Raw genomic sequence first — 14065 nt, forward strand, 5'->3', positions numbered from 1 at the left:
CATGCGGTTACGGCGTGTCCTGCTGTTCATCCAGCACAAGCGAAACGACAGAGACGTTATACTGCGCAATTTTGCTGCTCGTTTTATCAATGCGTCGCTTCACAACCGAAAAGCGTTCGACCACGTAGCGAGCCGTCGCATCAGCGGTAAATGCCTGATATCGGCGGCGTGCGATGTTCTCGGTCAACTGCGCCGCCCATCGTCCTTTTCGGTCGGATTGCTTCAGCACGTCGACTGCGCCCACCTTGCCATTCATGTCGACCCAGAAGCCAAGATCGGCCCATTCACCCGCATCCGATGGCCGCAACGGGACGTCCAGATCGGCGGCATAGACCATGGTGAGCGGCGCATTCTTGTTTGCGATGCGATGTTTTTCGATCAGCTGCTCCAGCTGCGACGCGTCGCCCAGCTTGGCGTTCAGGCGGGCGATCAGCAGTTCGGCCGCGACCCGAAAGTCGGCCATTCGTGGATCATCCTGTCGGAGCAAGTGCCGTAACTGCACCTTTACCAGTCCGCCGTACCGATTTTGCGGGGTAGCCAGGCCTGCATACATACTGGCAAGCCGGATACGGGCAGTGGCCTCGAGAACGGGATCCTTTTCCTCGATCGCGCGGCGGCGGGCCATCATGTACAGTCGGCCAGCATCCTCTATCCGGGCTGCACGGACCATCGCATCGCCGACCTCGAGAAGCGAGCCAAAGGCGCGTTCTTCACTCCCCCCAAGCGCCCCCTTGAGCGTCGCCCTGGCCTCACGGGCGTGAAACAGGTCTGCATCGCTATCGCCCATATGACTGGCCACACGGCTGGCCGCGCGCGCCAGCTCCGCGACCGGGCCCGGATCGGTTTTCCTGTGACGCCGGTTCCGATGCAGCGACGTCCGCATGATCTTTTTTGCCTCGGCATATTGCCCGGCAATGAAAAGATTATCGGCGAGCGCCAGCGTGGCGTCGATTTCTTCACCGACCGGACATTGCCGTGCTATACAGTCAGTCAGCTTTTTGCGAAGATCATCAACGCTCAATGCGTTGACTGTAATGTCCGGTCCATCGGGGACAGCGACGTCCTGCGCCTTGGCGGCGGGTGTTGCGAGTGCGAGAACAGCAACAGTCAGCGGGGCAACCAAACGCCTCATACACGCCTCCGAACAGATGCGAAGCCATGACGATATCATGGGTTTGACTATGCGTCGATTGCCTCTTCTTCCAGTCTTGCGGCGTTTTCCTGAATGAAGGCAAAGCGATGGGCCGGGTTCGTGCCCATCAGGCGATCGACCAGGTCCTTGACGCCCGCCCGCTCCTCATACTCCTGGGGCAGGGTGATGCGGATCAGGCTGCGGGTCGCGGGGTCCATGGTCGTTTCCTTGAGCTGATTGGGGTTCATTTCCCCAAGGCCCTTGAACCGGGCGACATCCACCTTCTTGCCCTTGAACTCCCTGGCCTCCAGCGCGGCGCGGTGGGCATCGTCCCGCGCATAGAGCGACTTGGTGCCGCTGGTCAGGCGATACAGCGGCGGCTGAGCCAGATAGAGGTGCCCGCGCCGCACCAGTTCCGGCATTTCCTGAAAGAAGAACGTCATCAGCAGCGTCGCGATATGCGCGCCGTCGACATCGGCGTCGGTCATGATGATGATGCGTTCGTAGCGCAGCTGATCAGGGCGGCAATCCTTGCGCGTGCCACAGCCCATGGCGAGAACCAGGTCGGCGATTTCCTGATTGGCCAGGATCTTGGCACTGGTGGCCGATGCGACATTCAGGATCTTGCCGCGAATGGGCAGGATCGCCTGTGTCTTGCGGTCGCGCGCCTGCTTCGCGCTGCCGCCTGCGGAATCTCCTTCGACGATGAACAGTTCGGTGCCCGCGGGATCATCGGCGGAACAATCGGTCAGCTTGCCGGGCAGGCGCAGCTTGCGCGCGCTGGTCGCGGTCTTGCGCTTGACCTCGCGCTCCTGCTTGCGCTTGAGCCGTTCGTCCATCCGCTCCAGGACATAGCCGAGCAGCGCCTTGCCCCGGTCCATGTTGTCGGCAAGGAAGTGGTCGAAATGGTCGCGGACCGCGCGTTCGACCAGCTGCGCCGCCTCCGGACTGGTCAGCCGGTCCTTGGTCTGGCTTTGAAACTGGGGGTCGCGGATGAAGACGGACAGCATCAGCTCGCTGCCGGTCATCACATCCTCTGCCGTGATGTCCTTGGCCTTTTTCTGGCCGACCAGCTCGCCGAACGCACGGATGCCCTTGACCAGCGCGGCGCGCAGACCCGCCTCGTGCGTGCCGCCATCGGGCGTCGGGATGGTGTTGCAATACCAGCTGTAGCTGCCGTCGCTCCACAGCGGCCAGGCGACGGCCCATTCGACCTTGCCGGTGGTCGATCCATCGGGTCCGTCGGGAAATCCCTGTTGACCGGCAAAGAAGCCGGAAGTCGCGCACTCCCGGCCGCCAAGCTGTTCGCGCAGATGGTCGGCAAGGCCGCCCGGAAACTGGAATACCGATTCCGCCGGCGTGTCGTCCGCGATCAGCTCGGCCGCGCATTTCCAGCGGATTTCGACGCCCGCGAACAGATAGGCCTTCGATCGGGCCAGCCGGTAAAGGCGAGCGGGCTTGAACGCCATTTCCGGCCCGAAAATCTCCGGATCGGGGGAAAAGGTGACTGATGTGCCGCGCCGGTTGGGCGTGCTGCCCAGCGGCTCGATGGGGCCGAGCGTCACGCCCCTGCTGAACCGCTGGCGATAGAGCTGGCGGTCCTTGGCCACCTCGATCACCGTTTCGCTGCTCAGTGCGTTGACGACGCTGATGCCGACGCCGTGCAGGCCGCCGGACGTGGCATAGGCCTTGCCCGAAAACTTGCCGCCGGAATGCAGCGTGGACAGGATGACCTCCAGCGCGGACTTGTCCGGAAAACGGGGATGCGGATCGACCGGGATGCCCCGGCCATTGTCAACGATGGTCAGCCGGTTGCCGGGTTGCAGGCTGATTTCGATGCGGGTGGCGTGGCCTGCCACCGCCTCGTCCATCGCATTGTCCAGAACCTCGGCGGCAAGGTGGTGAAATGCCCGCTCGTCGGTGCCGCCGATATACATGCCCGGCCGCCGACGAACGGGTTCCAGCCCCTCCAGAACCTCGATGGAGGACGCATCATAGGTGTCGGGGCGGGACGGCGATGCGTCGAACAGTTCGGACATGACCGACGGTATAGTGCCACGGGAAACAGCGGCGCAAGCGGAACCCCCCGCCATGGGGCACTGTTGCAATTATGCAGCAGTGTGACGGGTTTGTTGGAACCCGATGAACCCTTTTGCCGTCGTCAAACGTATGTGCCCTCGCATATCCAAACCGGGAGTTATCTTATGCGTTCTATCCTTCTCGCCGCATCGGCACTGTTTGCCGTTGCCTCGCCCGCCATGGCCCAGGAGGTCGAGGAAAAGCCGTTCGACGGCGTCTATATCGGCGGCTCGTTCGGCTACACCGTGCAGAGCAATGACGGCAACGAAGGCGTCACCTTCGACCGCAACCTGGACGGTCAGTTCGGTGACACCATCGTGAACACCAGCAATGTGAACGTGTTCCCCGGCTTTTGCGGCGGCCGTCCGAACGGCAACAGCCTGGCAACCGGCTGCACCGGCGACAAGGACGGAATTGAATATTACGCCCGCATCGGTGCCGACAAGCAGGTTGGCAGCTTCGTCTATGGTGTGGTCGGCGAGTTCGGCAAGTCGGAAGCGTCGGACAGCGTGACCGCGTTCAGCTCGACGCCCGCCAACTATCAGTTCACGCGTGAGCTGGACTGGAACGCCGCCGTGCGTGCCCGCGCCGGTTTCGCTGCGAACACCACGCTGTTCTACGGCACGTTCGGCGCCACCTATGGCAAGATCAACAACAGCTTCACCTCGACCAACACCGCCAACGCCTATGAAGGCCGCGGCGAGGACATGGAGTGGGGCTGGCAGGCCGGCGGCGGCATCGAGCAGAAGCTGGGCCGCAACTTCTCGGTCGGCATGGAGTATCTGTACACCCGTTTCGACCAGGACGATTACGTCGTCCGCGCCAGCCAGGGAACCGCACCTGCCACTCACCCGTTTGTGCTCGGGAATCCGGCCGGAACCGACTTCGCTCGGACCAACGGCCGGTTCGATACCCATGGTCTGCGGCTGACGGCAGCGCTTCGCTTCTGACGGACAACGACCCAGTAAAGTAACGCGTATCAGATCGGGCCGGCTGCGTATCATGCCGGCCCGATCGTCTTTTTAGCCCGGTCAGCCAACCAGGCTTGGAATACCGCAGCGAAGGCCGCTCACCCTGACATCGGCTTCGCCATAGCGGATCCCCAGCGTTCCCGTCGCCAGATTGATCAGCCCGTCCAGTGCAGGACCAAGCGTGGCAAGCTGCTCGCCCACCGCAGCGGTCAGCTTTCCGGTGTCCAGCGCAATCAGCCCCGCGATTTCGGCGCGAAGATCGGCCTGCTGGATCAGGCTGGCGGTAACCCCCTGAATGGCGGTGCTGCTGACGACGGTGCGCACCGTGCGGTTATCGACATCCTGCCGATCGAACGTCAGGCGTTGCCATGGCTCCGCCGCGCCCAGATCGATGCGCGCCATGCCGGTCACGTCGATCAGCAGCGTATCCACGATCCGTGCGCGCGACAGCGGGACGGGACGGGTGAAATCGTCAAAGGAGCGGATATCGGCACTTGCCAGCGCGATGCTGCCCGGGCTGGGCCGCGCCTCGATCGTCGCGAACTGGCCATTCGCCCCGCAATTCAGCCCGGCCAGCCGCGCCTCTGCCGAGGCAAGCTCGACGAACAGCGGCACCCGGACCGAAGCCAGGTTGGCAAGGCCGGGCAGCGCCGTCGGGGCGATGCGGCTGTCGATCAGCAGGCGGGCCTGAGCGGTGCGCAGGACGGGCGCGCCGTGATCGGTAATGGTGATCCAGGGCGATTGTGCGGGGCGCTCGCCAATCGCCAGCTTCAGGCTGGTCGCACTCAGGCCGGGCAGCGTCGCGCCCAGATCGATATCGACCATGTGGCGATCCGATTGAAGCTGCGCCAGCATTGTCACCATCGACAGTGCGTTGACCCGCACCATGCCGGCCCCGCCGCTGTCCTGCCCCGACAGCGGCCCTGCGTCGATCAGCACGCCCAGCTTTTCCCCGCCGCCGCGCACATGGCTGGCCAGCGTGCGGATCCCGGCCGCTGCGGTTGCATCGCCGATGACATCGGCCAGCGCGCCAAGGCTCTGTTCGCCCGTCACAGCCGTATCCAGCACTGCGCCATAGTTGAGGTCGGTCAGGTTGGCGCGCACCTTCAGCGCGTCGAGATAGGCGATCAGGTCGATATCGGCCGCCGCAATCGCGCGGTAATCCAGCGCATTCAGCTGCACATTGCCGCCGGTCAGCGCGGACAGATAGGCGTTGAGCAACCCGTCATTGAGCGATGCAAGCCGCGATCCCACCGAAAATGCGGCATAATCCATGCGTGCCGCGGTTGCCGTGCGGGCAATCGCAACCCCCTGCCGGCCAAAGATCCGGGCAAAGAAGGTCGGGCTTTCGCTGGTCAGCGTGACGCGTGCTGCGTTGCCACCGATGGACCGGGCGGCAAAGCGCTCGGCGGCGGGCACTGCCGGATCGGGGCTGTAGCTGCCCGTGGTGACCGTGACCGTAACGGGTGCCGGCGATCCCGCACGGCTGACTGCGGTCTGCGCCTGAGCCGTGGCATTTGCGACGTCGGCGGCCGCGGCCAGTGCCGCGTCGTCTGCCAGGCTCTGAAGCCGCCGGGTTTCAAGCTGAACCGAGCCGATGTCGACGGCTAGCGCGGCAGAACCGATCAATAATGGCATGGCAGCGCCAATCAGGACTGCGGTGCCGCCCCGCTCGTCGGCAAGGAGCCTGCGGAGCGAGCGCATCAGAGCAGGCCCGCGCGGTGCGCCACCGCCCGGCGGCGGATCACGCGATCGGGAAACGGGATGACCGGCACCTGCAGCAGCGCGACGTCGCTGGCGTCTACCACGACCTCCACCGTCACGCGGGTGCCGGTTTCAGTGATGCTGCTGGAGACGCGGTCGGCCGCGACGCCGCCGGTGGACGCAGCGCCGGTCGTTACGCTCTCATTCGCCAGCATGGCCCGTTCGCTGGCCGTCATCCCGGCAATGCTTGCGCGGGCAGCGTCATTGGCCAGTTGCTGGGCATTGTGGGCAAGTAGGAAATACTGGCCATAGCCAAGCATCCCCATCAGGAGCAGCGCCAGCACCGGCAGCAGCAGCGCAAATTCGATCAGCGCATTGCCGCGCCGATCACCGGCGCCTCCGGCAAGGGCGCTGCGCAACGCATGGATGGGGCGGACGCGGTTCATGCCGCTCTTTTACCCGCCGGGCTGTTGCCGAGCGGTGACGGGCGCATGGCTGACCAAGCGCGCGATTCGCGTATCGCGCGCCGTGGCTATTCGGCCAGTTCAGCGTGCTGCGACAGGGAAACTACGTATTTCCCGCAGCCAGGGTGCCTTTAGCGGACGCGGGGACCGCCATAGGGCATAGGCGGCGGCGGACGCCGGTCGCGCCGGGGCAGCTGCGCCTGATAGGCGTGGCCGCAATGGTCGACGCAATAGGGGAAACCCGGATTCACCTTGTCGCCGCAAAAGTGGAAATCCGGTTCGCCGGGATGCCCGATCGGCCATTTGCAGATCTTGTCATTGAGATCGAGCAGCGTCGTCTTGCCCGCAATGGCATCGCTTGGCCGGGCGGGGACCAGGCGGCGGGGCGGGGCGGGCTGCGACGGAGCGGTCTGTTCGCCGGGATTCTGACGAAGAAAGCCGCCCGGGCCGATGGAGCGCAATTCGGGCTGGGGCTTGGGCTCTGGCGCCACCTTTTCCTGCACGGGCGCAGCAACCGGCGCGGGCGCTGGCGCCTCCGGCTTGGGCAACGGCACCTTTGCAGGCTTGGCGGCCTTTTCCACCGGCGCTGCTACGGGCGGCGCAGCGGGGGCGGCGGGAGCGGCGGCCGCTGCCGGTGCTGCCTTCGCTGCCTTTGCCTCCGGATCGTTCGGCTTGACCGGCGATGGCCGCGGCTTGAGACCCAGGCGGTGCGCCTTGCCGATCACGGCGTTGCGGCTGATGCCGCCCAGCTCTTCCGCGATCTGGCTGGCGGTCATGCCCGATGCCCACATCCGGGTCAGCGTTTCAATGCGTTCTTCGGTCCAGCTCATTCCAAAATCCGTTCCATCGCCTAACTTGCAGGCGCTATCCCATCCGACTAGGCGAAGGCGCCATGCACCACCAGCCCGAAAATCGTCCCTTTGTCCCGCCCATGCTGCCAGAGCCGGGCGTCGCGGTGATTCGTCAGGTCAACTGGGGTGGCCTCAAGACCCTTTATATCAAGGAGGTGCGCCGTTTCTTCAAGGTGCAGCTCCAGACGATCTGGGCGCCGGCGGTCACCACGCTGCTCTTTCTCATCATTTTCACCGTCGCGCTGGGCGGATCGGGGCGGCAGGTGATGGGCGTGCCCTTTGCCGAGTTCATCGCGCCTGGCCTGATCGTGATGGGGATGCTGCAGAATGCGTTCGCCAATTCGAGCTTTTCGCTGCTTGTGGGCAAGATTCAGGGCACGATCGTCGATTATCTGATGCCTCCTCTTTCCACCGCCGAGCTGCTGGCCGCGCTGGTCGGCGGGGCAGTGACGCGCGCGGTGCTGGTCGGCGGGGCGGTGTGGATCGCGATGGCCGTCTGGGGCGTCGATGTGTGGCCGCGCCATCCGCTGGCCATGATCTGGTTCGGGCTGATGGGCTCCATCCTGCTGGCGCTGATGGGTGTGATGACGTCGATCTGGGCGGAAAAGTTCGATCATGCAGCTGCGGTCACCAATTTCGTGGTCGCGCCGCTCGCCCTGCTTTCCGGCACCTTTTATTCGGTCGAGGCGCTGTCGCCGACCTTCCGCGCGATCAGCCATGGCAATCCCTTCTTCTATATCATCTCCGGCTTCCGGTACGGCTTTCTGGAGCGCGCGGATTCGGACGTGACGCTGGGCGCGGCGCTGCTGCTGGCGATCAACATCGGCATGGCGATCGCGGCCTATGCCCTGTTGCGCAGCGGGTGGAAGACGAAGAACTGACGCGGTGTTGACGCGCCATGGCCGATCCCTGTAAATCCCCGCTCCGGGCGGCCGGATTGGGCCGCCTTTTTTCGTTCTGACCGGAGTCCCGTTCGACCCGTTTCGTTTGAAGGAGGAGCAGTTCCCATGACTATCACCCCGCTCATGCCCGTCTATCCGCGGTGCGATGTGCGTCCGGTGCGAGGCGAGGGCTGCTACCTGATCGGCGAGCGCGGCGAGCGGTATCTGGATTTCGCCAGCGGCATCGCGGTCAACGCGCTGGGTCACAGCCACCCGCACCTGATCAAGGCGATCCAGGAACAGGCGGCCACGCTGATGCACGTCAGCAACCTGTATGGATCGCCGCAGGGCGAGGCGCTGGCCAAGCGGATCGTCGACAACTGCTTTGCCGACACGGTGTTCTTCACCAATTCGGGGGCAGAGGCGGTGGAATGCGCGATCAAGACCGCGCGCCGTTACCACTACGCCAATGGCAATCCGCAGCGGCATACGCTGATCACGTTCAACAACGCCTTTCACGGGCGGACGCTGGGCACGATCAGCGCGACCAATCAGGCCAAGATGCGCGACGGGTTCGAGCCGCTGCTGCCCGGTTTCGCCTATGCCCCGTTCAACGATCTGGATGCCGCGCTGGCGCTGATCGACGATCATACCGCCGGGTTCCTGGTCGAAACGGTGCAGGGCGAAGGCGGCGTTGCCGCCGGCACGGAAGCGTTCATCCAGGGGCTGCGCAAGGCGGCGGACGAGCATGGCCTGCTGCTGGTGCTGGACGAGGTGCAGTGCGGTTATGGCCGCACCGGCAAGTTCTGGGCGCATGAGCATTACGGCGTGAAGCCGGACATCCTGGCGTCGGCAAAGGGCATTGGCGGCGGGTTTCCGCTGGGCGCGTGCCTGGCCACGGAGGAAGCAGCCAAGGGCATGGTCGCCGGCACGCATGGTTCCACCTATGGCGGCAATCCGCTAGCCATGGCGGCGGGCAATGCGATCCTCGACGTGATGCTGGAGCCGGGGTTCCTTGAGCATGTCAGCGCGATGAGTGACCGTCTGCGTGCATCGCTGGCGCAGATGATTCCCAATCACGATCATCTGTTCGGCGAACTGCGCGGGCTGGGCCTGATGGCAGGGGTGAAGCTGAAGGAACCGGCGGTTGCCCGCGATTTCGTGGCCCATATGCGCGATCATCACGGGCTGCTGACCGTTGCGGCGGGCGAGAATGTCGTGCGCATCCTGCCCCCGCTGGTGATCGAGGAAAGCCATATTGCCGAGGCGGTGGAAAAGATGAGTGCCGCCGCCCGCAGCTATGCATTGCCTGTAGCCGCCTGAAATCCATGGCGTTCCTGCCAGCGCAGGAACCCAGAGCCCAGCGCCGGACCGTTACCACGCTGGGCTCCTGCTTTCGCAGGAGCACCGTTTCATGACCGTTCGTCACTTTACCGACCTGTCCGATGCCGGACCCGATGCCATTGCCGCGATGCTGGCCGACGCGCTGGACCGCAAGCGGGCGCGGGCCGGCTTGCCCAAGGGCGCGCCCGATGCCGATGCGCCGCTGGCCGGGCGCACTTTGGCCATGGTGTTCGAAAAGAATTCGACGCGGACCCGCGTGTCGTTCGACATCGCGATCCGCCAGCTTGGCGGGACGCCCGTCATCCTTGACGCAGGCACCAGCCAGCTTGGCCGCGGCGAGACGGTGGCGGATACCGCCCGGGTCCTGTCCGGTTATTGCGATGCCATCATGGTGCGCACTGACGATCATGCCAAGTTGATGGAAATGGCCGAATACGCCTCGGTCCCGGTCATCAACGGCCTGACCGACCAGTCGCATCCGTGCCAGATCATGGCGGACCTTCTGACGATCATCGAGGCGGGCAAGACGCTGCCCGGCCTGAAGGTTGCGTGGCTGGGCGACGGCAACAACGTCCTTCATTCGATTGTCGAGGCGGGCGGCCTGATGCAGTTCGACGTCGTCGCTGCCTGTCCGGCCGGATATGATCCCGACCCGGCCGTGCTGGCCGCCGCCAATGGCCGCGCCCGCGTGACCCGCGATCCGGCGGAGGCAGCGACCGGCGCCGACGTCATCGTCACCGACACCTGGATTTCCATGGGACAGGCCCATGCCGAGGCCAAGCTGGCGGCGATGATGCCGTATCAGGTGACCGAGGCGCTGATGGCAAAGGCAAAGGGCGATGCGATCTTTCTGCACTGCCTGCCCGCGCATCGCGGCGAGGAAGTGACCGATGCCGTGATCGACGGGCCGCAATCGCGCATCTGGCCCGAGGCGGAGAACCGCCTGCACGCCCAGAAGTCGGTCCTTCGCTGGTGCTTCGGCCAGTTGGGGTGAGTTGAAGCAATAATCTTGCTTCACTATATCGCGTTCAACAGTCCTTAACCCGTTCGCCCGACGTGAACGGCGGAGAACCCCCGTGACCGACACCCAATCCCCCGATCTCGATCGCGCGATCGGTTTCACCCTGCCGGATCGTCATGCCCGTGGCCGTATTGCCCGTCTGGGCCCGGTGATGGACGAGATCCTGGCCGCTCATGCCTATCCGCCGGCGATCGAGAAGTTGCTGGCGGAGGCGCTGGTGCTGACCGCGCTGCTTGGCTCCACGCTCAAGGATGCGGGCGGGCAGCTGACCCTGCAGGCGCAGACGGAAAGCGGCATCGTGTCGCTGCTGGTTTGCGATTACCAGGGCGGGGCCGTGCGCGGCTATGTGCAATATGACGCCGACCGGCTGGCCGAGGCGCCGGGCGATCCGACGCTGATGGCGCTGTTCGGCACCGGCTATCTGGCGATCACGTTCGACCAGGCGGCGACGGGCGAGCGGTATCAGGGCATCGTGCCGCTGGACGGTGCGACGCTGGCCGATGCGGCGCAAAGCTATTTCCTGCAATCCGAGCAGATCCCCAGCCTGATCCGGCTGGCGGTGGCGCGCGGCGTCGATGGCGGCATGATCGGTGGCGGCCTGTTCCTTCAGCACCTGCCGGAGGGCGAGGAGGGGCGTGAGCGACTGCACGTGCGCGACGATCACCCCGAATGGCAGCATGTCGAGACGCTGGCTGCGACGATGGGCCCGGACGAACTGACCGACCTGTCGGCTTCGTTCGAAACGCTGATCTGGCGCCTGTTCAACGAGGAGCGGGAAGTGCGCACGCTGGCGGCGGTCGACCTGTCCAAGGGGTGCCGCTGCAATGCCGACTATATCGGCCAGGTGATCGCGAAGTTCCCGGTCGAGGATCGTGCACACATGGCCGATGAGCAGGGCGTGATTACCGTCGATTGCGCCTTTTGCGCGCGCAAGTTTCCGGTGCCGGCCGATCTGGCGGTGTGACCACCGGATTTTTGCCGCACCGGACGGGGCAGTATCGGGTATAGTCGCAACGACTGGCAGGATGGGCAGGAGCATGGCAATGATGCGGCGCCGGCGATGGATGACGGCTGTGGGCGGCTTCATGCTGGGCGCCACTGGCGTGATGGCGGCCGTTCCCGCCGCTGCGCCGGGGGTTCTGGCATCACTTGAGGCGGGCCAATGGGAACTGGTCGAACGGGGCGATACGCCCAGTCGCCGGCTGGTGTGCATCGGCAACCGTACTCAGCTGATCCAGATCCGTCATGCCGGCGTGGTGTGTCGGCAGCAGTTGATGACCGACGACATGCAGGAAACGACGGTGCATTACCTGTGCCCCGGCACCGGAGAAGGGCATACCACCATTCGGGCGGTGACGCCGCGTTCCGCGGTGATCGAGACGCAGGGGTTGGTGAACGGCGTTCCGTTTCAGCTGAACGTGGAGGCGCGGCGGATCGGCGCATGCCCGGTGCCAAAGCGCGGCCGTTAATCCGGCGTTTAGGCGAACGGCATAGGATGGTTGGCGTGCGAGGGATCGCACGTTCATCCCCTTTGACGTTCCCAAGCAAATGGGCCGCTTCGGCGGCCCTTTTTTGCGTGGTTGCGGTCCGCGCGCCTTGGGCGTAGCGACGGGCGTCATGACCGAACAGCCGATTGCCGTTGCCCTGTTGTCCGGGGGCCTGGATTCCATGGTGTCTGCCGCGCGGGCACGGGCGGACGGGTATCGTCTGCTGGCGCTGTCCATCGATTACAACCAGCGGCATCAGGTCGAGCTGGCCGCGGCACGGCGGATCGCGGCGGCACTGGGGGCGGAGCGGCACATCATCCTGCCGCTTGACCTTCGCCAGTTCGGCGGTTCCGCGCTGACCAGCGATATCGACGTGCCCAAGGATGGCGTCGGCCCCGGCATCCCGGTGACCTATGTGCCCGCCCGCAACACCATTTTCCTGAGCCTGGCGCTGGGCTGGGCCGAGGCAGCGGGCGCGCGCGACCTGTTCATCGGGGTCAATGCACTGGATTATTCGGGCTATCCCGATTGCCGGCCGGAGTTCATTGCGGGGTTCGAGGGGCTGGCCGAACTGGCGACCAAGGCGGGGGTGGACGGGCATCCGTTCCGCATCCATGCCCCGCTGCAGCACATGACAAAGGCCGATATCGTGCGCGAGGCGGCGGCGCTTGGCCTGGATGCGGGGATGAGCTGGTCGTGTTACGATCCCGTGCCGGGCGGCCTGCATTGCGGCCTGTGCGACAGTTGCCGGTTGCGGATGAAGGGGTTCGAGGAAGCGGGCCTGCCCGATCCGACCGGCTATGCGACGCGGCCCGGGGCCTGAACGATGGGCTATGCCGTCAAGGAAATGTTCCTGACGCTGCAGGGCGAGGGCGTGCAGGCGGGCAGGCGGGCGGTGTTCGTCCGCTTTGCCGGGTGCAACCTGTGGTCGGGGCGCGAACAGGACCGGGCCAGTGCGGTCTGCCGGTTCTGTGACACCGATTTTGTCGGCACCGATGGCGATGGCGGCGGCAAGTTTGCCGATGCGTCGGCGCTGGCCGATGCGGTGGCGGCGAAATGGGGCGGCGAGCCGGAGCGCCGGTTCGTCGTGCTGACCGGCGGTGAGCCGATGCTTCAGGTGGATGCGGCGCTGGTTGCGGCGTTGCATGACCGGGGGTTCATGATCGCGATCGAAACCAACGGCACGCTGCCGGTCGAGCCGGGCATCGATTGGGTGTGCGTCAGCCCGAAGGCGGGCAGCACCGTGGTGCAGCGGTCGGGCAACGAGCTGAAGCTGGTGTGGCCGCAGCCGGGATCCGATGTCGATGCGATGGAGACATGGGCGTTCGACCATTTGCTGGTCCAGCCGATGGACGATGCGCGCGGGGCAGCGAATGTCGAGGCGGCGGTGGCGATGGCGATGGCGCGCCCGCGCTGGCGGCTGACGTTGCAGAACCACAAGGCGCTGGGCCTGCGCTGAACGGCCGGAGGAGGCGGCGCGGCGATGTGCAATCATTACCAGAAGCATCCCGAGGCGATCCAGAGCTGGGCCGAATATATCGGGTGGAGCCTGCCCGACCCCGATGGTGACCGGATCACCGATGACCTGGCCGAGGCGCTGGACGCCACCGATGTGTGGCCAAAGGGTACGGGTCTGGTCGCGCGGATCGAGGGCGGCGTGCGCCATATCGATGCGATGCGGTGGGGCGTGCCGTTGACCCTGCCCGGCAAGCGGCCGGGCACCACCGTCACCAAGCATGTGACCAATGTCCGCAACCCGGCCAGTCCGTTCTGGCGCGGGATGATCGCCGCGCCGGAACGCCGGTGCCTGGTCCCGTTCAGTCGCTTTGCCGAGCCGCGCCCCGGCAAGGATGCGGCGACGGGCCGACCGGCGGAATGGTGGTTTACCGTCACCGGCCGCCCCGCCGCAGCCTTTGCCGGGGTGTGGCGGCCCAGCGAGGCGGGGCGGGTGTTTGCGTTCCTGACGTGCGAACCCAACCCGCTGGTCGCACCGCTGCACCCCAAGGCGATGCCCGTGATCCTGGCCGAGGATGCCTATGACACCTGGCTGACCGGCGATGCGGCGGCCGCCATGGCGCTGGCCGTGCCGTTCCCCAGCCAGTGGATGGCGGTGGCATGAGCAAGGCGGCAG

At 65.4% G+C, this 14065-nt stretch carries 14 protein-coding genes; 9 read left to right on the forward strand and 5 right to left on the reverse strand.

The genetic code is table 11. From position 1 onward, the window contains the following. Positions 1-7: 7 nt before the first annotated feature. Entirely contained in the window at positions 8-1132 is a 1125-nt protein-coding gene (locus NYR55_RS12010) for a hypothetical protein (RefSeq protein ID WP_260021728.1), read from the reverse strand. 47 nt (positions 1133-1179) lie between these two features. Next, entirely contained in the window at positions 1180-3171 is a 1992-nt protein-coding gene (gene parE / locus NYR55_RS12015; RefSeq protein ID WP_260021730.1) for a DNA topoisomerase IV subunit B, read from the reverse strand. 165 nt (positions 3172-3336) lie between these two features. Between parE and NYR55_RS12020 the strand changes: the two genes are divergently transcribed. Then, positions 3337-4161 (forward strand): outer membrane beta-barrel protein, encoded by an 825-nt coding sequence (locus tag NYR55_RS12020; protein WP_260021732.1) that lies wholly within the window; start codon positions 3337-3339, stop codon positions 4159-4161. Positions 4162-4242: 81 nt separating this feature from the next. Here the strand turns inward: NYR55_RS12020 and NYR55_RS12025 are convergent, their stop codons facing one another. The 3 genes from NYR55_RS12025 to NYR55_RS12035 all read right to left on the reverse strand — a co-directional run bounded on the left by NYR55_RS12025 (position 4243) and on the right by NYR55_RS12035 (position 7180). Then, positions 4243-5886 carry a TadG family pilus assembly protein gene (locus NYR55_RS12025; RefSeq protein ID WP_260021733.1) on the reverse strand — a complete coding sequence of 548 codons (1644 nt, stop codon included), beginning with the start codon at positions 5884-5886 and terminating at the stop codon, positions 4243-4245. Continuing rightward, entirely contained in the window at positions 5886-6332 is a 447-nt protein-coding gene (locus NYR55_RS12030) for a TadE/TadG family type IV pilus assembly protein (protein ID WP_260021734.1), read from the reverse strand. Before NYR55_RS12030 ends, NYR55_RS12025 begins: the two co-directional genes overlap by 1 nt. A 149-nt stretch (positions 6333-6481) precedes the next feature. Continuing rightward, the gene (locus NYR55_RS12035; protein ID WP_260021735.1) at positions 6482-7180 is read right to left on the reverse strand and encodes a GcrA family cell cycle regulator; all 699 of its coding nucleotides are present in this window, start codon (positions 7178-7180) and stop codon (positions 6482-6484) included. Between the two features lie 62 nt (positions 7181-7242). On the opposite strand from NYR55_RS12035, the gene NYR55_RS12040 reads away from it, so the two are divergent. The 8 genes from NYR55_RS12040 to NYR55_RS12075 all read left to right on the forward strand — a co-directional run bounded on the left by NYR55_RS12040 (position 7243) and on the right by NYR55_RS12075 (position 14053). Beyond that, positions 7243-8082 (forward strand): ABC transporter permease, encoded by an 840-nt coding sequence (locus NYR55_RS12040; protein ID WP_260021736.1) that lies wholly within the window; start codon positions 7243-7245, stop codon positions 8080-8082. Positions 8083-8208: 126 nt separating this feature from the next. Next, on the forward strand, positions 8209-9405 hold the full coding sequence (locus NYR55_RS12045; protein ID WP_260021737.1) for an aspartate aminotransferase family protein: 1197 nt from the start codon (positions 8209-8211) through the stop codon (positions 9403-9405). Between the two features lie 91 nt (positions 9406-9496). Beyond that, complete coding sequence (gene argF / locus NYR55_RS12050) at positions 9497-10420, forward strand: ornithine carbamoyltransferase (protein WP_260021738.1); 924 nt, start codon at positions 9497-9499, stop codon at positions 10418-10420. Positions 10421-10502: 82 nt separating this feature from the next. After that, positions 10503-11411, forward strand: a complete 909-nt coding sequence (locus NYR55_RS12055; RefSeq protein WP_260021740.1) for an Hsp33 family molecular chaperone HslO — start codon at positions 10503-10505, stop codon at positions 11409-11411. Positions 11412-11490: 79 nt separating this feature from the next. After that, a complete protein-coding gene (locus NYR55_RS12060) occupies positions 11491-11916 on the forward strand; it encodes a hypothetical protein (RefSeq protein WP_260021741.1) in 426 nt (141 codons plus the stop codon). Positions 11917-12064: 148 nt separating this feature from the next. Then, on the forward strand, positions 12065-12757 hold the full coding sequence (queC, locus tag NYR55_RS12065; protein ID WP_260021742.1) for a 7-cyano-7-deazaguanine synthase QueC: 693 nt from the start codon (positions 12065-12067) through the stop codon (positions 12755-12757). 3 nt (positions 12758-12760) lie between these two features. Continuing rightward, complete coding sequence (gene queE, locus NYR55_RS12070) at positions 12761-13393, forward strand: 7-carboxy-7-deazaguanine synthase (protein WP_260021743.1); 633 nt, start codon at positions 12761-12763, stop codon at positions 13391-13393. 24 nt (positions 13394-13417) lie between these two features. Beyond that, positions 13418-14053 carry an SOS response-associated peptidase family protein gene (locus tag NYR55_RS12075; RefSeq protein WP_260021744.1) on the forward strand — a complete coding sequence of 212 codons (636 nt, stop codon included), beginning with the start codon at positions 13418-13420 and terminating at the stop codon, positions 14051-14053. The last annotated feature ends 12 nt before the right edge of the window (positions 14054-14065 follow it).

It is taken from the genome of Sphingomonas sp. BGYR3 (genome assembly GCF_025153455.1).
GTDB lineage: Bacteria > Pseudomonadota > Alphaproteobacteria > Sphingomonadales > Sphingomonadaceae > Sphingomonas.